The sequence below is a fragment of the Mesorhizobium sp. M7A.T.Ca.US.000.02.2.1 genome (assembly GCF_003996995.1).
Classification (GTDB): domain Bacteria; phylum Pseudomonadota; class Alphaproteobacteria; order Rhizobiales; family Rhizobiaceae; genus Mesorhizobium.
Window position 1 is genome coordinate 1 of the sequence record NZ_RZTT01000043.1, and the last position, 25,023, is coordinate 25,023.

A 25,023-nucleotide genomic window follows, 5' to 3' on the forward strand; every position below is an offset into this window, starting at 1 on the left:
TCCTCGCTCGATGCGCTGGAGAAGACCAGCCTGCCGCTGGAAGAGGTGCGCGACAGCGTGGCCGCCACGGCCAAGGTCGGCCTGATCATGCTCGACGCCTGCCGCAGCGATCCCTTTTCGGGAAGCAGCGGTGAAGGGCGCGGCGCGACATCGCTGGCAAAGGATGTCTCCGACAAGGTGAAGCCGGGTCTCGGCCGGATTGGCCGCGCCGAAAACATCCTGTTCGCCTTCTCCGCCGCACCGGGCGAGACGGCTGCCGACGGCACCGGCCAGAACTCGCCCTTCACGACAGCGTTGACCAAATATCTCGGCACCGACGGGCTCGAGATCCGCTCGGTGCTGACGCTGGTACAGCAGGAGGTCTACGATTTGTCGCGGGGCAAACAGCTGCCTTACGTCGAGAGCGGCCTGCCGAAGCTGTTTTTTGCCGCGGCCGCCAAGCAACAATTGCCGGAGCGCGAGCGCCTGTTGCTTGCCATGGCCGACGTGACGCCGGAAATGCGCGGTGAGGTCGAGCAGGTCGCCAGCGATGCCGACATGCCGCTGGCGCCTCTCTACGGCGTGCTGATCAGCTCCGACGCCAGCCACCTTTCCGCGGACAGCCTGAATGCCCGGTTGCGCGAGGCGGCTGACGCCTTCGTCAAGGTGCGCGGCGAAATGAGGACGCTGGCCTCCGATGATCCGCAGGTGACGGAATTGCGCCGGCAGGCCGAGGAGCAGCTTTCGCTCGGCGCCTTCGATGGGGCTCGCGCCATCCTCGCAAAGGCCGCCGACATCGACAATGTTTCGCGCAACGCCTTGAAGGCCAACTTCGTCAACCGCACGCTGTCCGAGGCGGCGACGCGTTTCCTGTCGGGCGGTGCGGCGCGTGCCGACCTCGACTATGCCACGGCCATCAAGGACTATGAATCGGTGCTGGTCCTCTACGGCGAGGCCGGGCAAACCGATCTGACCCTGGACCAGGCCGACCGCCAGATCCGAACGCTGGACGAGCTCGGCAAGCTCTACACCCTTGTCGGCAACACCGATGCGGCAGGCCGCGCCTTTGCAGCGCTGGTGTCCAATCTCGAGCTGCGTTCGGCCCGGGAAACCGACCCGAGCGTCAAGCGCGATTTTGCCGTCAGCCACATCAAGCTCGGCAACATCAAGCTGGCGCAAGGAGACCTGCCGGAAGCGCTGGAAAACTATCGGACCGCCAGAACCATGCTCAGGGATTTGACCGCTGCCGAACCCGATCGGCTGTCATGGTTCAGCGACTTCGCCATGGCCGATGACAAGATCGGCAATGTGCTTGTGACGCAAGGCGATCTGGCTGGGGCCTCGCAGATCTACCAGGAAGGCTTGTCGGTCAAGAAGCAGCTTGCCGACAACGAGCCGGAGCGCGCCGAACTGCAGCGCGACCTGACCATCAGCTATGACGAGATCGGTGCACTGGCGCGTACCGCCGGCCAGTTGGACAACGCCCAGATGGCCTACGAGGAGAGCCTGAATATCCGATTGGCATTGGCCGAAAAGAAGCCGCAGGATGCCGAACGGCAGCGCGATGTGTCGGTCAGCCATGATACGATCGGCGACCTCAAGCGCGAGCGCGGCGATGCGGCGGGCGCACTCGCGTCCTATAAAGCGGGCCATGCGATTGTCGAACAATTAGTGGGCCGCGACCCCGACAACAGTGAGTTGAAGCGCGACCTGTCTGTCGGCAACGCAAAGATGGGCAATGCGCTGAGCGATCAAGAGGACTGGCCGGCAGCCCTCGCCGCCTATAGGCAAGCCCTCTCGATAGCCCGCATGCTGGCGGCCAGTGACCCTGCCAACGCCGACTGGCAACGTGACCTTTCGGTCAGCCTGGAAAAGGTCGCCGGCATTCTGGCGATTCAGGGCGACCGCGCCGGAGCGCTCAAGGCCTATACAGATAGTTTCGCTATCGCCGACCGGCTGGCCAAGCTCGACCCTGCCAATGCCGACTGGCAACGCGACCTGTCGATCACCCTGTCCGAGATCGGCATGCTCAAGGCCAAGCAGCGCGACGTCAAAGGCGCGCGGCAGGCTTTCCAGGACAGTCTCGACATCCGCCAGAAGCTCGCCCGGTCCGACCCAAACAACGCCACCTGGCAGCGCGACCTGGTGGTTGCCATGATCGACTACGCTCAGGTCGCCAAGAACCCCAAGACGGTGCTTTCGCAGGCGCTGGACATGACGCTGGAGCTCGACCGCAGCGGGCGGCTGGCGCCGCGATACAAGTTCATGATCAAGTTTCTCAGGGACCGGCTGGCCAAAGTGAAATAGGGCCTGACGGGAGGCTGCCATGGACAGCCGGCTCATTCCCCGTGAAATGCCTGCAAACCTTGGAAAAACCGCCTTTTGCGCCTATATCTAGTGCATATCAGAGGCGCGATTCGGAGCGGGTTTTTCGCGCCGTGCAAGCGGCATCCAGACAACAGGTTTTCATGAGCGATCAGATCGACAACAACAACGGCGCTGAAGCCGAATACGGCGCCGATTCCATCAAGGTTTTGAAGGGGTTGGATGCTGTCCGCAAACGCCCCGGAATGTATATCGGCGATACCGACGACGGTTCGGGCCTGCATCACATGGTCTATGAAGTGGTCGACAACGCCATCGACGAGGCGCTGGCCGGTCACGCCGATCTCGTCACCGTGACGCTCAACCCCGATGGTTCGGTCACCGTGATCGACAATGGCCGCGGAATTCCGACCGATATCCACACCGGAGAAGGCATTTCGGCGGCCGAAGTGATCATGACGCAGCTGCATGCCGGCGGCAAGTTCGACCAGAATTCCTACAAGGTCTCGGGCGGCCTGCATGGCGTCGGCGTCTCGGTGGTCAACGCGCTGTCGGCGTGGCTGAAGCTGAAAATCCGCCGCAACGGCCAGATCTTCGAGATGAGTTTCACGCATGGCAATGCCGACGCGCCGCTGAAGGCGACCGGCAGCTATGAGCAGGACAAGCAGCCGGGCACCTATGAGGGCCGCAGCGGCAGCCAGATCACCTTCTTCCCGTCGGCCGAGACCTTCACCATGGTCGAATTCGACTTCGGCACGCTGGAACACCGGCTGCGTGAGCTTGCCTTCCTCAATTCCGGCGTGCGCATCATTTTGACCGATGCCCGTCACGCCGATGTCGTGCGCCATGAACTGCACTATGACGGAGGCCTCGAAGAATTCGTCAAATATCTCGATCGGGTCAAGAAACCGCTGATCGACAAGCCGATCGCCATCCGAGCGGAGCGCGACGGGATCACCGTCGAAGTGGCGATGTGGTGGAACGACAGCTACCACGAGAACGTGCTGGCCTTCACCAACAACATCCCGCAGCGCGATGGCGGCACGCATCTGGCCGGCTTTCGCGGCGCGCTGACGCGCCAGATCACCGGCTATGGCGAATCCTCCGGCCTGACCAAGAAGGAAAAGGTCTCGCTGATCGGCGACGATTGTCGCGAAGGCCTGACGGCGGTGCTTTCAGTCAAGGTTCCAGATCCGAAATTCTCCTCGCAGACCAAGGACAAGCTGGTCTCGTCGGAAGTCCGTCCTGTCGTCGAAGGCCTGGTCAACGAAGCGCTCGGCACCTGGCTTGAAGAACATCCGAGCGAAGGCAAGGTGGTCGTCGACAAGGTCATCCAGGCGGCGGCGGCGCGTGAAGCGGCGCGCAAGGCGCGCGATATCACCCGCAAGAGCTCGCTCGGCGTCACTTCCCTGCCCGGCAAACTGGCCGACTGCCAGGAACGCGACCCGGCGAAGTCCGAAATCTTCATCGTCGAGGGAGACTCCGCCGGCGGCTCGGCCAAGGGTGGGCGTTCGCGCCAGAACCAGGCGATCCTGCCGTTGCGCGGCAAGATCCTCAATGTCGAGCGGGCGCGCTTCGACCGTATGCTCGGCTCCGACATGATCGGGACGCTGATCACGGCGCTCGGCACCTCGATCGGCAAGGACGAGTTCAACGCCGACAAGCTGCGCTACCACAAGATCATCCTGATGACCGACGCCGATGTCGACGGCGCCCATATCAGAACCTTGCTGCTGACCTTCTTCTTCCGGCAGATGCCGGAGCTGATCGAGCGCGGCCATCTCTATATCGCCCAGCCGCCGCTCTACAAAGTGACGCGCGGCAAGAGCTCGCAATACATCAAGGACGAGAGCGCGTTCGAAGAGTTCCTGATCGGCTCGGGACTGGAGGAAGCATCGCTTACGCTCGGCTCGGGCGAGGTTCGCATCGGGCAGGACCTGCGCGGAGCCATCGACGACGCACTGGCGGTGCGCCAGCTGATCAACGGCCTGCACACGCGCTACAACAGAGGCGTCGTCGAACAGGCGGCGATCGCCGGCGGGCTCAACCCGGACGTGTTCACCGATCTCGGCCGCGCCAACGCCATGGCGGAGCGGATTGCAAAACGCCTCGACATCATTGCCGAGGACACCGAGCGCGGCTGGACCGGCCGCATGTCGACCTCGAATGAAGGTGTCGGCGGCTATGTGTTCGAGCGCACGGTGCGCAGCGTCAAGGAATACGCGCATCTCGACCTGGCGCTGATCAATTCGGCCGACGCACGCCAGCTCGACCGCTACGCACAGCGCCTCAGCGAAGTCTACGGGTCGCCGCCGGTGCTGCGCCGCAAGGATGTCTCCGAAACCATCTCGGGGCCGCTGGCGATGCTCAATGCGGTCTTTGCGACCGGCCGCAAGGGCCTGACAATGCAGCGCTACAAGGGTCTCGGCGAGATGAACGCCGAACAGCTGTGGGAAACCACGCTCGACCCGAACGTGCGCTCGCTGCTGCAGGTCAAGGTCAATGATGCGACCGACGCGGATTCGCTGTTTTCGCGGCTGATGGGCGACGAGGTCGAACCCAGGCGCGAGTTCATCCAGGACAACGCGCTGTCGGTCGCCAATCTGGATATCTGATCTGGACGTTAAATCTGAATTGGCGCGCTGCGGCGCGCCATTGTTCCACCGGCGGCAACAAAATCATTTTACAACGCGCCGGAACGGAAGTCCCTGCGGGACATTGTGACAACATCGGTCACAATTTCTTACAGGAGGCCTTCATGGGACGCGGCATTTTGCTCTGGTTGCTCGGTATTCCGATCCCGATCATCATTCTGATCATGCTGTTCGTACGGTAGGGGGCTTCCATGCAGTCCACCCTATCGGCTGTCGACGTTTCCACATCAACAGAATCCTCCTCCACCGCCGTCAGTTGGGGACCGATCATCGCCGGTGCCTTCGCGGCTTCCACGTTGACCTTCATCCTCATGCTGCTCGGTTCGGGGCTGGGATTGACCATGGTGTCGCCATGGTCGGGATCCGGCGCGTCGGTAACCACCTTCGCGGCATCCACCGCCGTCTGGCTTGTCATCGTGCAATGGCTGTCCTCTGGTGTCGGAGGCTATCTTGCCGGGCGGCTGCGCACCAAATGGGTCGGCATCCACACCGACGAAGTGTATTTCCGTGACACCGCCCACGGCTTTCTTGCCTGGGCGCTGGCCACTTTGCTCGTCGTCGGCGTGCTTGGCTCCGCCCTTTCCGCAGCGATCGGTTCAGGCGTGCAGGCGGTGTCCACCGTCGCCTCTGGCGCTGCCATGGGTGCATCGGCGGGGGCTTCGGCCAATGCCGGCGGCGCATCGGTCGACAATGCGACATCCTACCTTGTGGATTCACTGTTCCGTCCGGCCGATCCGGGCAGGCTGGCTGCCGCCAATACGGACAGCGATACCGCCGCGACCGGGCAGGCCTCGCGCATCCTGATCGCCGGTGCGGCGGCAGGCGAGGTTTCGGCAGACGACAAGACCTATCTGTCGCAACTCGTCGCCGCTCGCACCGGTCTTTCGGAAGCAGATGCCAAGGCGCGGGTGGATGCGATCATCGCCAGGGCTCAGGACGCCAAGGTCAAGGCGCAGGAGGCTGCCGACACTGCCAGGAAGGCCGGCGCGACGTTTGCCCTGCTTGGTGCGCTCTCGCTAGCCATCGGCGCTTTCATCGCCAGTGCTGCCGCGGCCCTTGGGGGCAAGCAGCGCGACGATGAGGAAGCGGTTTTTCTCACCAGCCGCTGAAGCGGCTCAGCATTGAAAAGCAAAAGCCCGGCCTTGCGCCGGGCTCTTGCTTTTGGGTCAGTCGCCGTGGCGAAATCAGTGATCCATGGCCTTGACAATCTCTTCGGTCATCTTCTTGGCATCGCCGAGCAGCATCATGGTGCCGTCCTTGTAGAACAGCGTGTTGTCGATGCCGGCATAGCCGGAGCCGAGCGAGCGCTTGACGAACAGGCAGGTGCGCGCCTTGTCGACGTCGAGGATCGGCATGCCGTAGATCGGCGACGACTTGTCGTCTCGCGCGGACGGGTTGGTGACGTCGTTGGCGCCGATGACATAGGCGACATCGGCTTGCGCGAATTCCGAGTTGATGTCCTCGAGTTCGAACACTTCGTCGTAGGGCACATTGGCTTCGGCGAGCAGCACGTTCATGTGGCCGGGCATGCGGCCGGCGACCGGATGGATGGCGTATTTGACGTCGACGCCATTGGCCTTAAGCTTGTCGGCCATTTCGCGCAGTGCGTGCTGCGCCTGGGCAACCGCCATGCCGTAGCCCGGCACGATGATGACTTTCTGGGCGTTCATCATGAGGTAGGCGGCATCGTCGGCGGAACCCTGCTTGACCGTGCGTTCGATGCCGTCATCGGCGGCCGCTGCCGTCTCGCCGCCGAAGCCCCCGAGAATGACCGAGATGAAGCTTCGGTTCATGCCCTTGCACATGATGTAGGACAGGATCGCGCCGGATGAGCCGACCAGCGCACCGGTGATGATCAGCGCCAGATTGCCGAGCGTGAAGCCGAGTGCAGCGGCCGCCCAACCCGAATAGGAATTCAGCATCGAGACGACGACCGGCATGTCGGCGCCGCCGATCGGGATGATGAGAAGGACGCCAAGGACGAGCGATGCCGCAACGATCAGCCAGAAGACCAGCTTTGACTCGGTGGTGACCAGCAGCACGATCAGCACGACGAGCGCGATGGCAAGTGCCGCGTTGATGAAGTGGCGTCCACCGATCATGATCGGCTTGCCGGACATGCGGCCATCGAGCTTGAGGAAGGCGATGACCGAGCCGGTGAAGGTGATGGCGCCGATGGCGACGCCAAGGCTCATCTCGATCAGCGCCTGGGCGTGGATGTCGCCATCCGTGCCGATGCCGAAGCTTTCCGGCGCATAGATGGCGGCGGCCGCCACCATGACGGCAGCGAGGCCGACCAGCGAGTGGAAGGCGGCGACCAGCTGCGGCATCGAAGTCATGGCGATGCGGCGCGCGGTGACGGCGCCGACGCTGCCGCCAATGGCCAGGCCGAGCACGATCAGGCCGAAGCGGCCGGCCGAGGGGGTTGCCAGCGCCAGCGTGGTGGCGATGGCGATGCCCATGCCGATCATGCCGTAGAGATTGCCCTGGCGGCTGGTGGTCGGATGCGACAGGCCGCGCAGCGCCATGATGAACAGGACGCCGGAGACGAGGTAGAGGAAGGACGCGAAGTTGGCGTTCATGGCGCTCTACTTGTCCTTCTTCTTGTACATGGCCAGCATGCGCTGGGTGACGAGGAAGCCGCCGAAGATGTTGACCGACACCAGCATCAGCGCGACGAAGCCGAAGCCGGCGGCGACGCCGGAAGCAGCAATGCCGACGGCAAGCAGCGCGCCGACGACGATGACCGAGGAGATGGCGTTGGTGACGGCCATCAGCGGCGTGTGCAGTGCGGGGGTCACCGACCAGACGACGTAATAGCCGACGAAGATCGCCAGCACGAAGATGGCGAAGCGGAAGACGAAGGGATCGATGGCACCGCCGGAGAGCGCATGCGCGGCATCACCCGCCGCGTCGGCACCACCAGGCGCGGTCGCCAGATTGTGCACTGCCAGCCGAACCGCGGCGGAGGCCTGGTCGAGCTGGTCGAGGGCTTTCTGCAGGGTCTGATCCATCACGCGATCCCTTTCGGCTTCGACGAGGGCGACTTGGATGCGGCCGCCTTCTTGGGCGCGGCTTTCTTGGGCGAAGCGTCGGCGACCATGGTCTTGGCCGGGATCGCCGCCGGCTCGACATGGGGCTGCTGGTCAGCCTTCACGAATGCCGGATGAACCACCTTGCCGCCGTCGGTCAGCATCGTTGCCTTGACCAGATCGTCGTCCCGGTTGATGGCAAGCGTCTTGGTCATCTTGTCGACCAGCGTTTCGAGGAAGGCGAAGAGGTTCCGGGCATAAAGCAGCGATGCCGACGCCGCGATGCGGCCGGGCACATTGAGATGGCCGACAATCTTGACGTTGTTGGCCGTGGTGACGACCTTGCCGGCTTCGGCGCCCTCGACATTGCCGCCACGCTCGACCGCCAGATCGACGAGAACCGAGCCTGGCTTCATCGAAGCGACCATCGCCACTGAGACCAGCTTCGGCGCCGGCCGGCCGGGGATCAGCGCGGTGGTGATGACGATATCCTGCTTGGCGATATGCTCTGATGTGAGGGCCGCCTGCTTGGCCTGGTATTCCTTCGACATTTCCTTGGCGTAGCCGCCGGCTGTTTCGGCGGCCTTGAACTCGTCGTCCTCTACGGCGAGGAACTTTGCGCCGAGCGAGGCGACCTGTTCCTTGGCGGCAGGGCGCACGTCTGTTGCGGTGACGACCGCACCAAGGCGACGCGCGGTGGCGATAGCCTGCAGGCCGGCAACGCCGACGCCCATGATGAAGACCTTCGCCGCCGGCACGGTGCCAGCCGCCGTCATCATCATCGGCAATGCCCGGTCGTATTCCGAAGCGCCGTCGATCACCGCCTGATAGCCGGCCAAATTGGCCTGCGAGGACAAGACGTCCATCGACTGCGCCCGGGTGATGCGTGGCATGAATTCCATCGAAAAGGCGGTGACGCCGGCCTTGGCAAGGGCTGCTACGGCGGCATCGTTGCCATAGGGATCCATGATGGCAATGACCGCTGTACCGGGTTTGTAGCTCTTCAGCTCGGCATCGCCGGGCCGACGCACCTTCAGCACGACATCGGCCTTGGCGACATCGGAAGCCTTGCCGATCGTGGCTCCTGCCTTGGAAAACTCCTCGTCGGGGATGCGCGACCGCGTGCCGGCGCCGGCCTCGACGACGACGTCGAAGCCCAACGCCGCCAGCCGTTTCACCGTATCGGGCGAGGCCGCGACGCGCGGCTCATTGGCATCGAGCTCACGAGGGATGAAAACCGTCTGTCCCACCGCATGATCCTTTCGGCCGGAAGCTATTTCCCGCAAGACGCCGGCCGGCCTCGCGGCGGCGCCGTGGACAAGGTGTCGGAAAATCTATCGGAGGATAAAGGCGCCGACGGCCATAATCAGCACGAACAGGATGGTCGCCGAGAAGAAGCCGCCCGCGAAGAAGCCGAAGGCCATCGCCAGAAGCAGGGCTCCGCAGAAAAGCGATCCGTATTTGGCCAGCGCGAGAAAGCCCGCATAGGTGCGGTCATGCTCGGCATAGTCCATCTTCGCGCCCAGTTCGACAGGACCGGTCGGCGAGTGATCAGCCATAGGAATACCCCTTCGAAGACATCTTTCAGGCACATAGCGAAAAGCCGGGCCGAGAGCAATGGCGCTATTGCCGCACAACAGCGGACGACTGCCTCAAGGAAAGGTTGAAGCCGGCTGCCAACGCGCGACGGAGTCCGATCGCTGGATTCTGAGGCTTGATGCGGAAAGATGCTTGGAAGGCAGACGCTTGCGTGGCCTAAGCCGGCGCCCTCAGCCGGCTAGATGCGGAAATAGCCCGAGCAACCCGACGACGATCAGATAGAGCGCGACGATGTAGTTCAACAGCCTTGGCATGACCAGGATCAGCACGCCGGCGATCAGCGAGATGAGCGGGGTGAGCGCAAGTGTGGAAATGGTCATGACGGGTTCCTTTGGCATATCCGTGGATTCGGCGACCAATGGCGAGGACGACAAGACGCCGAGCCATCAGAACGCGTATCCGGCCGGAAAGCTCCAGTGGTTCTGCGAAACGCCTAATCTCAGGCGGCTTCGCGAAAATATTTGGCAGTCGGCAGGATGGTCAGCGGCGCCAATTCTCCAGCACCAGGTGTCTCGAACAGCATACGCTGCTCCAGAGATGTGGATCGGAAAAATGGAAAGCGCGAGAACGACCGCTCGCGAATGGCAGCGACATTGGCGCGATAGAGCACGACCTTGTAGTTCAGGCCTGGATAGTCGCGCAGCTCGCCGATCTGCTCAGAACAGTAGATACGACGGTAGAAACCCGCATGTTCGGGCCGGATAGTCGAGAGACAGTAAGGTGCGTCGAAGTAGAAGCAGGCCATTCCGGCAAGGCGCAGCGTCAGGTACGGGATCTGCGGATAGACCTTCGACCAGTCTGGGTCGGCAGCAAAGCGGCTCGGATCGGCAAAGTGCGCCCCGGCAGCCAGCATCGGGCGCAGGATGTCGCCGTAGACAGTTGTAGACGGCGATTGTGGCGTGGCCCGGCAGGCATGATGAATGCGCACCGTGGAGACCAGGATGCCGTCAATATAGACGCCGAACTTGGAACAATTTTCAGCTTCATCGAGCTCGTCATGCACAATATGTTCCGGGTTTTCCGGCACCATATCATTCAAGCGATAGGATTTGTAGCGTAACCTATAGATGTCTTCGAGATCCTCTCCCTTGTCGCAGCGGCGATATTCCGTCCGCTCAAGCATCGCTGAAACATTGCGGGCGAAACTCGACATGCTGTCGGGCGAATTTTCTTCACCCCCGCCCGCCACATGGCCAAGCGCTTCCAACTGCACATCCATACTCAAACCCTCGTAAGTTTCCGCCGCAGTTCAACCTACGACGGGACCCTGAGATGTAAAAGATGAAAATGGAGCACACGTCGTTTACCGACCATTAACGTTAACGATCCGTAAATTTTTATGAAAAGGCGACACTCTTCCCGGCACCGGTCAGCGGCGTGCGGCTCTCTTGGCTGAATTGATGTCCTTGGCGAAGGGCCATACCGTGTTCGACATGGTCTCGATGCCGGAAGCGCTGAGCGCCGAACCGAACAGGAACCCCTGGACAAGGTCGGGCTTGACCTGCAGCGCCAGTATCTTGAGCTGCTCGAAGGTCTCTACACCCTCGACGGTGACCGAAAGCCCCAGCGGCCGCGATAGGTTGACGATACCCTTGAGCAGCTCGAGCGAACGGGGGTTCTGGGTGACGTCCATCAGGAACGAGCGGTCGATCTTGATCTTGTCGAGCGGCAGTTTGTGCAGGTAGCTCAGGCTCGAATAGCCGGTGCCGAAATCGTCGAGCGCGATGCGTACGCCGATCTGCTTCAGCTCCTCGATATACTGGCGCGTCAGCGACTTGTCGTCGAGCAGCGCCGTTTCGGTGACCTCGATCTCGAGCCGGGAGGCGGCGAGGCCGGAGCCGGCCAACGCATCGCGAACCTTCTGGATGACGTCGCGGTTGCGGAAATCCTTGGCCGAGAGATTGACCGAGACGCTGGTCTGGTCCGGCCATTTGGCGCATTCGGCGCAGGCTGCCTGCAGCACGAAGGTGCTGATCTCGGAAATGATGCCCATTTCCTCGGCCAAAGGAATGAAGATGCTGGGCGAGATCGGCCCGAGATCGGGATGATCCCACCGGCACAACGCCTCGCAGCTGGCGATACGCATGGTGCTCATCGCCACGATCGGCTGATAGACCACCCTCAAGCCCTTGCTTTCCACGGCTGTACGCAGGTCCGCCTTCATCAGCTGACGGTTGCGGAAGGCGGCATCCATCGAGGCTTCGAACAGCCGCCAGCTGTTCTTGCCGAGCTCCTTGGCCTTGTAGAGCGCCAGGTCCGCCTTGACGATCATGGCGTCGACATCGGTATCCTTGACCCGTGACAGCACCGCGCCGCCGCTGGCCTGAATGCGCAGCCCGTGACCGGCGACGTCGACTTCCCCTTGCAGGCCGGCGAAAATCTCGTCGAGCTGGCTGGTCAGATGGCTCTCATCCTCGACGCGGTCGAAGAAGATCATGAACTCGTCGCCACCGAAACGGCTGACCGTGATATCTTGCCTGGCAATGGCGGCAAGCCGCTCGGCAACGGCATAGATCAAGCCATCGCCGATCGGATGGCCAAGCGTGTCGTTGACGCTCTTGAAATCGTCGAGGTCGAGCACCGCAAGGCCGCAGAGACGATCGCGATCGCCGGATACCATGGCCTCGCCGACCAGTTCATGGAAATAGGCGCGGTTGGGCAGGCCGGTGAGGTTGTCGTAACGTGCCATGAAGCGGATCTTGTCTTCCGCCTCGACACGGGCGGTGACGTCCTCGAAGGTGATGACGCCCAGTTCCTGGCTGCCTTCGCGAGCCGAGAACTCGTAATGCTGGCCGTTGGCGAGGGAAACCAGCACCTTGCGGTCGCGGCCCTCGCGCAGGGCACGCGTCAGTTGGGCCTCGATGTAGCGGCAATCCTTGGGCGCCAGCATGCCGCCGGCGACACCGCGCATCAACAGACCATGGATCGACCGGCCGAGCAGCGCGTCGGGCGACTTGAGCGACATCAGATGCGCGGCCTCGGCATTGGCCACCGCGACGCGGCCGTCCGGGCCGAGCATGACAAGGCCGTGCGACATGGTGTTGAGCGCTCGGTTGAAGCGCTGGGCGATGCGATTGGCCTTTTTTTCCTCGGACAGGGCGGCGAAGAGCACCTCGCGGACCAGATCGGCGAAGCGCTTGATGGCAAAAAGAAATGGCGCCGAAAGCAGGCCGAGAATGAAGTGATAGGGATCGCCCCGCAGGATGAAGCCCAGCGAGATCGGCCAAGTCATGGTCATAATGAAGATCACGACCATCCTGGGCGAACCATAGTTGCGGCCAGCAATAGACGTGGCGGAGGCAAGCGTCACGCAGACGGCAGCTATTTCCGCGAATGGGTCATAGGCAAGATAGATGCCGACAAAGCAAAAGGCACCAAGCATGAAGCCATGCATCGAGCCGTACAGTATGTAGTCGTTCTCGCGGCGACGCGCCTCTTCCCAATTTTGAGGCGAAGGAGCGTGACGATATTTCCTGATGTTGCGAAGACGAAGGAAGGCGACGGCCAGCAGTCCGAGTGTGACGGCGAGATAGGCCGGATCCATGGTTTTCCAGTAAACCAGCACGACCAGCAGGGTTTGGGCAAAGAATCCTATCGAAAGCGTCAACCCGTCGCGAAACAAGGTTTCCACGAACGGAATGTAGACGTCGACCGGAATCTCGTTCTTCTTTATCAGATTCAACGCCTGAATCCCAACCCTGGGGAGCCAAGCAGTGCCACATCCGCCTTAAGAAAGATTTAGAGAGGCCCCGCCGCTCCTGCCGTCAAGCCGGGTGACGCAACGGAAAGCAAGGAAACTGTCGTTCAGGTAAACAAGGCGTATCGATCATTCCGCGGCCTGAAGTTTCGGCCGCGCCTTCGTACTCGACAGGCGTTCGAGCAGCCTTTGGCGTTCGCTCGAAGCCTTGTCGGCGCTGGCTCGACGGACGTGACCATAGCCGCGAATGAGGGCCGGCACCGAGGCCAGCGCAACGGCCGCATCGACCCTGGCCGGGGCCAGCGATCCGGCGATGAGCTCCAGATCCGCCTCATACTGCGCCAGCAGCCGCCGCTCCATGCGCCGTTCGGCGGTATAGCCGAACAGGTCGAAGGCGGTGCCGCGCAGGCCCTTCATCGCTGCCAGCACGCGAAAACCCTTCATCATCCACGGGCCGAAGCTCGATTTCCGGGGGCTTCCGTCATTGCCGCGACGGCCCATGATCGGCGGCGCGAGGTGGAATTCGAGCCTTTCGTAGCTCTGGAACTGCTTGCCCAGTTCGGCGGCGAAAGAGCCGTCGGTATAGAGCCGCGCCACCTCGTATTCGTCCTTGATCGCCATCAGCTTGAACAGGTTCCTGGCGGCGGCCTGCGATACCGTGGTCGACCCAGGTATGGCCTTCGCTTCGGCGGCGCGCAAAACGGCAAGTTTTTCGGCATAACGCCTGCCATAGGCGGCGTTCTGATAGGCTGTCAGGAAGGCGACGCGGCGGGCGATGATATCGTCCAGTGTCTCGGCGACATCCGTGCCCGGGCCGGCCTTTCCAGCCACGGCTGGACCCGGCTGGGCAACGAGGCCGCGCACGAATTCCGGCTGATGGGCAGCGCGACGTCCCCAGCGGAACGCGGCAACGTTCATCGCCACGGCTTCGCCATTGAGCTCGATCGCCTTCTCGACCGCCTCGGCGGACAGCGGCAGGCCGCCATGCTGGAAGGCAAAGCCGAGCATGAACATGTTGGCGCCGAGCGAATTGCCGAAAAGTGCCGTGGCGGTGCGGGTGGCGTCGAAGAAATGCGCCTTGTCGTCGCCCGCGGCCGCGCGGATCGCCTTCTTCAGGCGGCCTATCGGCAACGAGAAATCCGCCGAGCGGGCAAATTCGCCAGGCATGATCTCGGCGGTGTTGGCGACGAAGATGGTGTGGCCCTCGCGCACCGCGGTCAGCACCTTCTTGGCGCCCGAAACGACGAGATCGCAGCCAAGCACGAGATCGGCCTTGCCGGCCGAGACGCGGATGGCATGGATGTCGTCCGGGGTGCGGGCGATGCGGACATGCGTGAACACCGAGCCACCCTTCTGGGCGAGGCCGGCCATGTCGATCATGCCGCAGCCCTTGTCCTCGAGATGCGCCGCCATGCCAAGCACCGCACCTACGGTGACGACGCCCGTGCCGCCGACGCCGTCGATGATCGCCGCCCAGCCCTGCTCGCCAAGCGGGAATTGCGCCGGCACAGGCACGCCTTCCAGCGGATCGGCCTTGCCGGCCAGGCCCTCGGCCTTGCGGATCTTAGCGCCGTGCACAGTGACGAAGGATGGGCAGAAGCCGTTGACGCAGGAGAAATCCTTGTTGCAGCTCGACTGATCGATCTTGCGCTTGCGGCCAAATTCGGTCTCGACCGGCTGGATCGAGACGCAGTTCGACTGCACGCCGCAATCGCCGCAGCCCTCGCAGACCAGCTCGTTGATGAAGACCCGCTTGTCGGGATCGGGGAAGGTGCCGCGCTTGCGGCGGCGGCGTTTTTCGGCGGCGCAGGTCTGGTCGTAGAGCAGCACGGAGACGCCTTTGACATCGCGCAGCTCGCGCTGGACGAGATCGAGGTCGTCGCGGTGATGGATGGTGGCGCCGGCCGGGAATTCGGCCTTGCCGGCATATTTGCCGGGCTCATCTGTGACGATGGCGATGCGGTCGACGCCTTCGGCGCGCACCTGCCTGGCGATCATGTCGACGGTCAGGCCGCCTTCGTGCGGCTGGCCGCCGGTCATGGCGACGGCGTCATTGTAGAGTATCTTGTAGGTGATGTTGGCATCGCTCGACAGCGCGAAGCGGATCGCCAGCGTACCGGAATGGTTGTAGGTGCCGTCGCCAAGATTCTGGAAGATGTGCTCGCGCTTGGAGAACGGCGCCTGGCCGACCCATTGCGCGCCCTCGCCGCCCATGGCCGTGAAACCGACGGTGTTGCGGTCCATCCACAGCGCCATGAAGTGGCAGCCGATGCCGGCCGCGGCGATAGAGCCGTCCGGCACCTTGGTGGATGAATTGTGCGGGCAACCGGAACAGAAGAACGGCGTGCGCGAGCCGATGTCGGTGGCCTCGGTGAGCATTGCCTGGAACTGGCGCAGCTTCGCCACCCGCGCCGAAATCTCTTCGGACGGTCCGATGGTCCTGACGATCCTCTCGCCAAGCGCAATGGCGATCTCGTTGGGATCGAGCGCGCCCTTGGCCGGAAACAGCCAGTCGCCGCGCTCGTCTTTCTTGCCGATAATGACCGGTTGGGTGGCAGTGCCATAAAGGCTTTCGCGCAGCTGCACTTCGATCAGCGAGCGCTTCTCCTCGACGACGACAATGGTGTCGAGGCCGCGGGCGAAATCGGCGATGTGATGCAGGTCGAGCGGCCAAGGGCAGCCGACCTTGAACAGCCGCACGCCGATGCGGTTGGCGGCCGCCTCGTCGATGCCGATGTCCTCCAGCGCCTGACGGACATCGAGATAGCTCTTGCCCAGCGTGATGATGCCGATCTTCGGGTTGCGGCCGCCCGAATAGACGATGCGGTTCAGCCCGTTGGCAAGGATGAAGGCGGAAGCCGCGGCGCGCTTGTGCTCATGCAGCCGCTCCTCCTGTCCGAGCATATCGATCTCGTGGCGAATGTTCAGACCGCCTGATGGCATGTCGAAATCCGGCACGACGATGTTCAGCCGCTCGAGCGCGGCATCGACCGAGGCGGTCGATTCGATGTTATCCTTGACGCATTTGATCGCCGCCCAGGTACCGGCAAAGCGCGACATGGCAAAGCCGTAGAGCCCGTAATCGATGATCTCCTGGACACCGGCGGGATTGAGGATCGGCACCATCGTGTCGACGAACAGGAATTCGGTGGCGTGCGCATTGGTCGAGGATTCGGCCATATGGTCATCGCCCATCAGCGCAAGCACGCCGCCATGCTTCGACGATCCGGCGAGGTTGGCGTGGCGGAACACGTCGCCTGAGCGATCGACACCCGGTCCCTTGCCGTACCAGACCGAAAAGACGCCGTCATGAGTGCCCTCGCCCAGCAGTTCCGTCTGCTGCGTTCCCCAGCAAGCGGTGGCGGCAAGCTCCTCGTTGAGACCCGGCTGGAAGACGATGTCAGCCTGGGCGAGCTGTTTCTTCGCCTTCCAAAGCTGCATGTCGAGGCCGCCGAGCGGCGAACCGCGATAGCCGGAGACGAAGCCGGCCGTGTTCAGGCCGGCGCGGCGATCGCACTCGCGCTGCATCAGCAGCATGCGGATGACCGCCTGCGCGCCGGACAGGAAGATGCGCTCCTTTGCGAGATCGAACTTGTCGTCGAGCGCGACGTCGTGCAGCGTCATCAGGCATTTCCTCTGCGGAGGCCACGCGGGGCAGGCAGCCAACGTCGGGGTCGGATGACGCATCCTTTCTCCCCTTGCAAGGCAGGTCAAACAAAATCGCAGATGCCAGGCAACGCGCAACGGACAGTCCGCGGCCATCCTGAATCGGGTATGAAACCGATCCACGGACATTGCCCGGCGCACGAAAATTTCAGCTGCGGCCCGGATGGCCGCGACGCGTCAGCCGCCCTTCGAGCAATCCGGCTTCGGTTCGCCCGGCAGCTTGCCGTCGGGATGGCCGACGAGATCGGGATTGGCGGTGTAGAGCTGGTCGATGACCAGCGGCCGGTCGGGCAGGATCGACTGGTCTTCCGTCGACATCAGCGTGGTGTCGATCTTCTGCAGGACCGCGCCGTCGGCGCCTTTGATGCTGATGGCAATCGCATAGGGCTTGTTCTTGACGACGCAGGTCAGTGCCGGGCTCTCCAGCGTCACCTTGTCGAGCTTCGGCCAGACCTTCTGCTCGACCACCAGAGGCGCGCCGCCGGCGGGATCCTGGAAGCTGGCGACCGCGACCTGGCCCTCTCCCATCGGCTTCAGCGGCCGCAGGGTCACGACATAAGTCGCCCTTGCGAGGCGGTAGTTGAAGACGAATATCTTGCCGGAAATCTCGAACAGCTTGCCTTCGTCATTGCCGCTATCGCGGCAGGCGCCCAGCGCAACGGCCGCGATGAGTGCCACGCCGACAAGGATCGAACGGGAAAGGCCGCTACGCATTCCTGACCTCATTTTCCGCCATGCGACGGCGACGATAGTGACGGCTTGCCTTCTGCCTGTTGCCACACACCGCCATGTCGCACCAAAGGCGGCTGGAATTGCGGCTTCTGTCGACGAACAGCCAGGTGCAATTGGGACAGATCCTCAGCCTCGCGACGGTGTCGTCACGCAGAAGCGACAACGCCGAAACCGCCAGTGCCGCCTCGAAGGCGATCGGCGTCAGGGGATCACCGAACGGCCTCCCCGGCGCACCGATCTCGGTCCGGCTGCCGGCAAGGCCATCGGCGCAGGCTCTCAGGAATCCGGGCAGATCAGTGGTGGCAACCGCGCCCTTCGACGCCGCTCCACGAAACAGCCGGTCGGTCGCCTCGCGGATCGACAGCACGACGGGTGCGATCGCCACCGCCGAGGATACCGCCAATGGCCTATCGCCAAGTTCGGCAGCGCGAAAGCGGCTCGCCGCATCGGCGAAGCGGGCAATCTCGGCCGGATCGTCGAAGCGATCGAAGGTTCGCCCCGGATCGCCGCGCAGCACGACGGTGTTCGCTGTGTCGAGCGCAAGCAGGCCGCCGGTGAAGCGGTGCGGGGTCCAGGATACCGTCATGGCGAAAATCTAACCTATAAATCGTATTTGACAAGTTAGATTCAGCGATGCACCCTCACTCTGGGCTGTGATGATCTTCGCAGCCTTTTGAGCCTGTCGCTGGCCAGGACCGCTTCGCACTTTTGGGCGGCATGCTTCGAGGTTTTGCATGCTCTATTTCTTCCAGCAGGTGCTGAACGGGCTGCATTCGGGCGCGCTTTATGCGCTGCTCGCCTTTGGCTATGTGCTGACCAACGGCATCCTGCACCGCACCAATCTCGCCTATGGCGCATTGTTCGCCTTTTGCGGCCAGACGATGATCCTGACCGCGGCCTTCGGCTATCAGATGCTGTGGCTGACGCTGCTGGCGGCGGTGGCGCTCGGCGTCGTCGCTGCGTTCCTCTATGCCGCGCTGATCAGCCACGTGCTGTCGCGCAGTGTCTTCGAACCTTTGGCCGACCGCACGCCCAATGCAATTGTGGTGACGACGCTCGGCATCCTGCTGCTGCTGTCCGAAGCGAGCCGCATCGCCGCCGACACGCATGATCTGTGGCTCCCGCCGATGCTGGCGCAGCCTATCGTTTTCGCGCAGGGCGCCACCTTCACGGCAACGCTGACGCTCATCCAGCTCATCGACTGCGCCGTGGTAGTGGCGGCAATCGCGCTGGCCAGCTGGGCATTTGCCCGGTCGAGCTTCGGACGGCGCTGGCGCGCCGTCTCCGACGACCCCAAGGCAGCCGCGATGTGCGGCGTCGACGTACGCGCGGTGTTCCGGCACGCGGTGCTGTTCGGCGGCTTCTGCGCCGCGCTGGCCGGTGTGATGGCCGGGCTCTATTACGGCAATGTCAGCTTCGGCTCGGGCCTCGTCTACGGCCTGAAAATCCTGTTCGTGACGGCGGTCGGCGGCTATCTCTCGCCATTGCGCGCGGCACTCGGCGCGGCCGCCTTCGGCATGGCCGAATCGCTGTGGGCCGGCTATTTCCCGGTCGAATGGCGCGACGCGTGGATGTATCTGTTCCTGGTCACGACGCTGATCCTGATCGGCGCCGGCCGCGACACCGGCAAAATCGCCTGAAACGTCAGACTTTGGTTGCATGACGCCAGGGCAGATCGCCGGTATTGGGCACTGTCTGCCATGCGATGATATTTGCTCCCTCTATCCTTGTTGACCCGTCAGTCCACGCGCGGCATACCGTTGGACCACGCGGCGTGACGGACAAAAGGGGGAAGCCGGCACGCCTCCGGTACAAGGGAGGAATGCATGGCAGGGCTTCTTGCTCTATCCAGGACAATTGATCGCGCCAACGAATTCATCGGCAAGTGGATATCGTGGCTGATCCTGCTGGCGATCCTGGTGAGCGCCGCCAACGCCATTATCCGCAAGGTGTTCGACATATCCTCGAACGCCTGGCTCGAACTGCAATGGTATCTGTTCGGCGCCGCCTTCATGCTGGCCGCCGCCTATACGCTGAAGCAGAACGAACATATCCGCATCGACGTCGTCTACGGCCTGTTTTCACGCCGCGTGCAGCACTGGATCGACCTGCTCGGGCATCTCTTTTTCCTGATGCCGTTCGTGACGTTGATGGTGATCTATTTCGTGCCCTATGTGTCGCTGTCGTTTCGCAGCGGCGAGATGTCCAACAATTCCGGTGGTCTGATCATCTGGCCGGCCAAGGCCATCCTGCTCGTCGGTTTTTTCCTGCTCGCGCTGCAGGGCATCTCCGAGATCATCAAGAAGATCGCCATCATGCGCGGCGACATGGACGATCCCAATCCGTTCATTTCCGTGCATGAACAGGCCGAACTCGAAGCCAAGGCGCTGGCCGACGAGGTGCGCTCGTGATGGAGTTCATCGCGCAGAACATGGCGCCGATCATGTTCGCCTCGCTGATCATCTTCCTGCTGATCGGCTACCCCGTCGCTTTTTCCCTGGCCGCCAACGGCTTGATGTTCTTCTTCATCGGCGTGCTGCTGTCGCCTTATTCCGGAGGATCGATCAACCTCGCCTGGCCGCTCCTGCACGCATTGCCGGATAATTTCTACGGCAGCCGGGTGATGTCGAACGACACGCTGCTGGCCATTCCGTTCTTCACCTTCATGGGCATCGTGCTCGAGCGATCGGGTATGGCCGAAGACCTGCTCGACACGATCGGCCAGCTGTTCGGGCCAATCCGCGGTGGCCTTGCCTATGCGGTGATCTTCGTCGGCGCGCTCTTGGCGGCGACCACCGGCGTGGTGGCGGCTTCCGTCATCGCCATGGGCCTGATCTCGCTGCCGATCATGCTGCGCTATGGCTATGACCGCCGGCTCGCATCCGGTGTCATTGCCGCCTCCGGCACGCTTGCCCAGATCATCCCGCCGTCGCTGGTGCTGATCGTGCTTGCCGACCAGCTCGGCCGTTCGGTCGGCGACATGTATGCCGGCGCGCTGATCCCCGGCCTCGTGCTCACCGTCCTCTATATGTCCTACATCCTGATCATGTCGATCATCCGGCCGAACTCGATGCCGGCGCTGCCGCTCGAGGCCCGTACACTCGGCCATGGCGTGATGTCGCTGCTGGTGGCTTTGCTGGTCACATTAGCGGTCTCCTACGCGGCGTATCGTTATCTGGCGCCGGCGCATGGCGACAATGCCGACATTCTCGGCGCGACTGCCGGAGTCCTGTTCATCTACATCGTCGCCATTGCCGACAAACGCCTGAATTTCAACATGATGTCCAGGCTCGCGCAGCAGGTGATCATCGTGCTGATCCCGCCGCTAGCGCTGATCTTCCTGGTGCTGGGCACCATCTTCCTGGGCATCGCCACGCCGACCGAAGGCGGCGCCATGGGTTCCGTCGGCGCCTTGATCATGGCGGCGGCAAAGGGGCGCTTGTCGCTTGACGTCGTCAAGCAGGCACTGGCCTCGACGACAAGGCTATCGTCCTTCGTGCTTTTCATCCTGATCGGCGCACGGGTGTTCTCACTGACCTTCTACGGCGTCAACGGCCACATCTGGGTCGAGCACCTTTTGACGTCGCTGCCGGGCGGCGAGGTCGGCTTCCTGATCGGCGTCAACATGCTCGTCTTCTTCCTCGCTTTCTTCCTCGACTTCTTCGAATTGGCGTTCATCATCGTACCGCTGCTGGCGCCCGCCGCCGACAAGCTCGGCATCGACCTGATCTGGTTCGGCGTGCTCCTGGGCGTCAACATGCAGACCAGCTTCATGCACCCGCCCTTCGGCTTCGCGCTGTTCTACCTGCGTTCGGTGGCTGCGCGCGTGCCCTATCTCGATCGTCTCACCGGCAAACAAATCGCGCCGGTGACCACCGGACAGATCTATTGGGGCGCGGTGCCCTTTGTCTGCATCCAGGTGATCATGATCGGGTTGACCATCGCCTTCCCGCAAATGGTGATGCACTACAAGGGAACGACCGTCGATCCGGGCACGATCGACTACCAGGTGCCGGAGATGCCCGGCCTGTCGCCGCTCGGCACGCCGCCGGCGGATGGCGCAGCGCCTGCCGGCGGCGGCACGGCTCCCGCCGCCCCCGATCTGTCGCAGCCGCCGAGCTTCGGCGACGCGCCGCCGGCCAAGCCGGCAACGCCACAGCCCGACCTGTCGCAACCGCCAAGCTTCAACTGAACCGGCATGGTCAAAACCATGAAAGCGGTGCGGCTGGAAGCAGTGGGCGGCATCACGCTCCGCGACGTCGACATGCCTGACATCGGTGCGGATGAGCTACTGGTGCGCATCGAAGCCTGCGGCGTCTGCGGCACGGATCGGCATCTGTTTCACGGCGAATTTCCGTGCACGCCGCCGGTGACGCCCGGCCATGAGTTCTCCGGTCTCGTCGAGGCGATCGGAAAATCGGTCTCGGGTTTTGCCATCGGCGATCGTGTCACCGGCGACCCCAACATCGCCTGCGGGCGCTGCGCGCGTTGTCACGCGGGACAAGTCAATCTCTGCAGCAATCTGCGCGCCATCGGCATTCATCGCGATGGCGGCTTTGCCGAATATCTTGCCTTGCCGCAGAAGCAGGCTTTCGTCCTGCCTGCCGGCCTGAATCCCCTGCACGGTGCCTTCTGCGAGCCGCTCGGCTGTTGCCTGCACGGCGTCGACCTTGCCGGTATCAAACCGGGCAGCTCGGTGGTCGTGCTTGGCGGCGGCGTGATCGGCCTGCTCACCGTACAACTGGCAAGATTGGCGGGAGCCACGACCATCATCCTGTCGACCAGGCAAGCTTCGCGGCGCGCGCTCGCCGAGGACCTCGGCGCGACGGTGACGATCGATCCAACCGCCGCCGATGTCATCGATGCCATCGCCGGACGGGTGGGGCTGGTGCCAGGCGGTGTCGACGTCGTCTTCGAATGTGCGGGCGTGCGAGAGACCGTCGAGCAGTCGATGCGGCTGACCCGCGCCGGTGGCACGGTCGTCATCGTCGGCGTGACGCCGCAAGGCGTGAAAGCTGAATTCGAGCCGTTCGACCTGCTGTTCCGGGAACTGAAGGTGCTCGGTTCCTTCCTCAATCCCTACACCCATCGCCGTGCCGCCGAACTCATTGCTTCCGGCACGATCGAGATCGATAGGCTGATCTCCAGGCAGGTGTCGCTTGAAGAAGCTCCAGCGGTGATCGCCAATCCGCCGGCGCCCGGCGAGGTCAAGGTTCTGGTGGTGCCGCGCCGAGGCTGAACCGTCGGCTTCGCCTCCCGGCATATGCAGAAAAGCTCCCTGAGCGGGTTCGGCCCAGAGAGCTTTTGAGCAGAAGTCCGGCCGACTACAGCTTGCCGTTGCGCTGCTGGACCATCATGAAGGTGTCGTAATTGTATTCGGCCACCTGCGCCCAGAGATAATGCTCCTTGCGGAAGCCCTTGATCGATTCCCAGATCTTCTTGAACGGGGCGTTGGAGGCTTCCATTTCGGTATAGACCTCGTTGGCCTTTTCGAAGCAGGCAGCCATGATCTCCTGGCTGAACGGGCGCAGTTTCGCGCCGCCGGCCACCAGCCGCTTCACCGCCGCAGGGTTCAAATAATCGTATTTCTGCAGCATGTTGGCGTCGGCCGCCTGCGCGGCAGTGCGCAGCAGCGACTTGTACGTCGGCGAAAGTTCTTCGTACTTCGCCTTGTTGAACATCAGGTGGACGGTCGGGCCGCCCTCCCACCAGCCGGGATAATAATAATAGGGCGCGACCTTGTAGAAGCCGAGCTTCTCGTCGTCATAGGGACCAACCCATTCGGCCGCGTCGATGGTGCCTTTCTCCAGCGCGGGATAGATATCACCGCCGGCGATCTGCTGCGGCACGACGCCGAGCTTCTGCACCACCTTGCCGGCAAAACCGCCGATTCGCATCTTGAGGCCGGAAAGGTCGGCCACCGTGTTGATTTCCTTGCGGAACCAGCCACCCATCTGGACGCCGGTGTTGCCGCCCGGCAGGCCGAAAAGGCCCTGCGTGGCGAGAAACTCGTTGAACAGGTCGATGCCGCCGCCATGGTAATGCCAGGCATTCATGCCGCGTGCGTTGAGCGAAAAGGGAACCGCCGCACCGAGCGCCCATGTCGGGTCCTTGCCCCAGTAATAATATGCCACCGTGTGGCAGGCTTCGACCGTGCCGGCCGTGGTGGCGTCGGCGGCCTGCAGGCCAGGCACCAGCTCACCGGCAGCAAAAACCTGGATCTGGAAATTGCCGTCGGTGGCTTCCGACAGCATCTTCGAGAACACCTCGGCGCCGCCATAGATGGTATCGAGCGACTTCGGGAAGGACGACGCCAGCCGCCATGTCACCTTGGGATTGGACTGGGCTATTGCAGGCGCCGCCAGCGTGGCCGCGGCCGCCGCGGCACCGACGCCGGTGACACCGGCCTTGCGAATGAATGAACGACGATCCATGAAGTTCCTCCCTTTTGGATCAACAGGCCGACGTCAGGAAATCCTCGGTTTCCGTGTCGGTTCGTTCGAGACAATACACAGGCAAGAAGTCGAGTCCAGCAGGCCGGCCCGATTTGACGGCGAAGCCCGGCTGCCCTGCAACTATAGTCTAACAGGCCGTTTCGTGGCCCATGCGACACGCCGAAACTTGGCATGGAAAAACAACCGGGGATCGCCTATTTTAGCGGCAGGTATCCCTTGCCCAGATGGAACACAGAGCCAAAATGCACCAGCCGCTCGTCGCCATATCGACCGACGTCCGTCAGTTCGACAACTACACCTGGCATGCAGCCCCACAACAATATCTGGAAGCGGCGATCACCGGCGCCGGCGTGTTCCCTGTGCTGGTGCCGTCGTTCGGCGATCGGCTCGATTTCGACGAACTCCTGTCGTCGGTGGACGGCGTCATGGTCACCGGCTCGAAATCCAATGTGCATCCCTCGCTCTATGGCGGCGACGCCAGCGAAGCCAATGGCCCTTATGATCCGGCGCGCGACGCCACGACGCTGCCGCTGATCCGCCGGGCGATCGAACGCGGCGTGCCGCTGCTCGCCATCTGCCGCGGCATCCAGGAATTGAACGTGGCGCTGGGCGGCACGCTCGGCACCGAGATCCAGGAGCGCGAGGGCTCGCTCGACCACCGCGCGCCGGTGAGCGACAAGCAGGACGAACGCTTCGCCATCCATCAGACCATTTCGATCAAACCTGACAGTTGCCTGGCCGGCGTGTTCGGTGCCGGCGACATCAAGGTCAATTCGTTGCACCGCCAGGCGATCGACCGGCTCGGCTCGAAGCTGCAGGTCGAGGCCGTCGCCACCGACGGCACGGTCGAGGCGGTTTTCGGGCGCGACGCCCGCGCCCTCCCC

Annotated in this window: 19 protein-coding genes; 8 read left to right on the plus strand and 11 right to left on the minus strand. The window is 63.0% G+C overall.

Translation table 11 applies throughout. The annotated features are described in order from the left end of the window. From EOD15_RS06670 to EOD15_RS06680, 3 genes are all read left to right on the plus strand, one after another. Nucleotides 1-2,286 (plus strand): caspase family protein (locus EOD15_RS06670; RefSeq protein ID WP_127408368.1); only part of this gene is annotated, 2,286 nt, incomplete at its 5' end. A 161-nt stretch (nt 2,287-2,447) separates the two neighbouring features. After that, complete coding sequence (gene gyrB / locus EOD15_RS06675) at nt 2,448-4,919, plus strand: DNA topoisomerase (ATP-hydrolyzing) subunit B (RefSeq protein ID WP_127322107.1); 2,472 nt, start codon at nt 2,448-2,450, stop codon at nt 4,917-4,919. 230 nt (nt 4,920-5,149) lie between these two features. Continuing rightward, a complete protein-coding gene (locus tag EOD15_RS06680; RefSeq protein ID WP_127408369.1) occupies nt 5,150-6,067 on the plus strand; it encodes a hypothetical protein in 918 nt (305 codons plus the stop codon). A 75-nt stretch (nt 6,068-6,142) separates the two neighbouring features. Here EOD15_RS06680 and EOD15_RS06685 read toward each other — a convergent pair whose 3' ends face one another. The 10 genes from EOD15_RS06685 to EOD15_RS06730 all read right to left on the minus strand — a co-directional run bounded on the left by EOD15_RS06685 (nt 6,143) and on the right by EOD15_RS06730 (nt 18,270). After that, nucleotides 6,143-7,540: an NAD(P)(+) transhydrogenase (Re/Si-specific) subunit beta gene (locus tag EOD15_RS06685; RefSeq protein WP_127323044.1), complete on the minus strand. Its 1,398-nt coding sequence runs from the start codon at nt 7,538-7,540 to the stop codon at nt 6,143-6,145. 6 nt (nt 7,541-7,546) lie between these two features. Next, entirely contained in the window at nt 7,547-7,975 is a 429-nt protein-coding gene (locus EOD15_RS06690) for a proton-translocating transhydrogenase family protein (protein ID WP_185928978.1), read from the minus strand. Then, nucleotides 7,972-9,240, minus strand: coding sequence for a Re/Si-specific NAD(P)(+) transhydrogenase subunit alpha (locus tag EOD15_RS06695; RefSeq protein WP_127408371.1), 1,269 nt, complete (start codon nt 9,238-9,240; stop codon nt 7,972-7,974). Before EOD15_RS06695 ends, EOD15_RS06690 begins: the two co-directional genes overlap by 4 nt. Before the next feature lie 84 nt (nt 9,241-9,324). Then, a complete protein-coding gene (locus tag EOD15_RS06700; RefSeq protein ID WP_127267396.1) occupies nt 9,325-9,549 on the minus strand; it encodes an aa3-type cytochrome c oxidase subunit IV in 225 nt (74 codons plus the stop codon). A gap of 210 nt (nt 9,550-9,759) precedes the next feature. After that, nucleotides 9,760-9,909: a DUF3096 domain-containing protein gene (locus EOD15_RS06705; protein WP_013528205.1), complete on the minus strand. Its 150-nt coding sequence runs from the start codon at nt 9,907-9,909 to the stop codon at nt 9,760-9,762. Nucleotides 9,910-10,028: 119 nt separating this feature from the next. Then, nucleotides 10,029-10,808: a hypothetical protein gene (locus EOD15_RS06710; RefSeq protein WP_127267397.1), complete on the minus strand. Its 780-nt coding sequence runs from the start codon at nt 10,806-10,808 to the stop codon at nt 10,029-10,031. 150 nt (nt 10,809-10,958) lie between these two features. Next, entirely contained in the window at nt 10,959-13,271 is a 2,313-nt protein-coding gene (locus EOD15_RS06715; RefSeq protein WP_127321216.1) for an EAL domain-containing protein, read from the minus strand. Between the two features lie 144 nt (nt 13,272-13,415). Next, nucleotides 13,416-16,910 (minus strand): indolepyruvate ferredoxin oxidoreductase family protein, encoded by a 3,495-nt coding sequence (locus EOD15_RS06720; RefSeq protein WP_127408372.1) that lies wholly within the window; start codon nt 16,908-16,910, stop codon nt 13,416-13,418. Nucleotides 16,911-17,129: 219 nt separating this feature from the next. Next, a complete protein-coding gene (locus tag EOD15_RS06725) occupies nt 17,130-17,666 on the minus strand; it encodes a hypothetical protein (protein WP_127321648.1) in 537 nt (178 codons plus the stop codon). After that, nucleotides 17,659-18,270: a CGNR zinc finger domain-containing protein gene (locus tag EOD15_RS06730; protein ID WP_127271073.1), complete on the minus strand. Its 612-nt coding sequence runs from the start codon at nt 18,268-18,270 to the stop codon at nt 17,659-17,661. The genes EOD15_RS06725 and EOD15_RS06730 overlap by 8 nt, the downstream gene beginning before the upstream one ends. A 148-nt stretch (nt 18,271-18,418) precedes the next feature. On the opposite strand from EOD15_RS06730, the gene EOD15_RS06735 reads away from it, so the two are divergent. From EOD15_RS06735 to EOD15_RS06750, 4 genes are all read left to right on the plus strand, one after another. After that, nucleotides 18,419-19,324, plus strand: coding sequence for a branched-chain amino acid ABC transporter permease (locus EOD15_RS06735; protein WP_127321649.1), 906 nt, complete (start codon nt 18,419-18,421; stop codon nt 19,322-19,324). A 186-nt stretch (nt 19,325-19,510) separates the two neighbouring features. Then, entirely contained in the window at nt 19,511-20,095 is a 585-nt protein-coding gene (locus EOD15_RS06740; protein WP_127266510.1) for a TRAP transporter small permease subunit, read from the plus strand. After that, nucleotides 20,092-21,876, plus strand: a complete 1,785-nt coding sequence (locus EOD15_RS06745; protein ID WP_174800303.1) for a TRAP transporter large permease subunit — start codon at nt 20,092-20,094, stop codon at nt 21,874-21,876. Before EOD15_RS06740 ends, EOD15_RS06745 begins: the two co-directional genes overlap by 4 nt. A gap of 18 nt (nt 21,877-21,894) precedes the next feature. Then, on the plus strand, nt 21,895-22,923 hold the full coding sequence (locus tag EOD15_RS06750) for a zinc-dependent alcohol dehydrogenase family protein (protein ID WP_164761863.1): 1,029 nt from the start codon (nt 21,895-21,897) through the stop codon (nt 22,921-22,923). 85 nt (nt 22,924-23,008) lie between these two features. Here EOD15_RS06750 and EOD15_RS06755 read toward each other — a convergent pair whose 3' ends face one another. Continuing rightward, entirely contained in the window at nt 23,009-24,118 is a 1,110-nt protein-coding gene (locus tag EOD15_RS06755) for a TRAP transporter substrate-binding protein (protein ID WP_127408373.1), read from the minus strand. A 263-nt stretch (nt 24,119-24,381) separates the two neighbouring features. Between EOD15_RS06755 and EOD15_RS06760 the strand changes: the two genes are divergently transcribed. Next, the coding region (locus EOD15_RS06760; RefSeq protein WP_148129502.1) for a gamma-glutamyl-gamma-aminobutyrate hydrolase family protein at nt 24,382-25,023 on the plus strand (642 nt) is incomplete at its 3' end.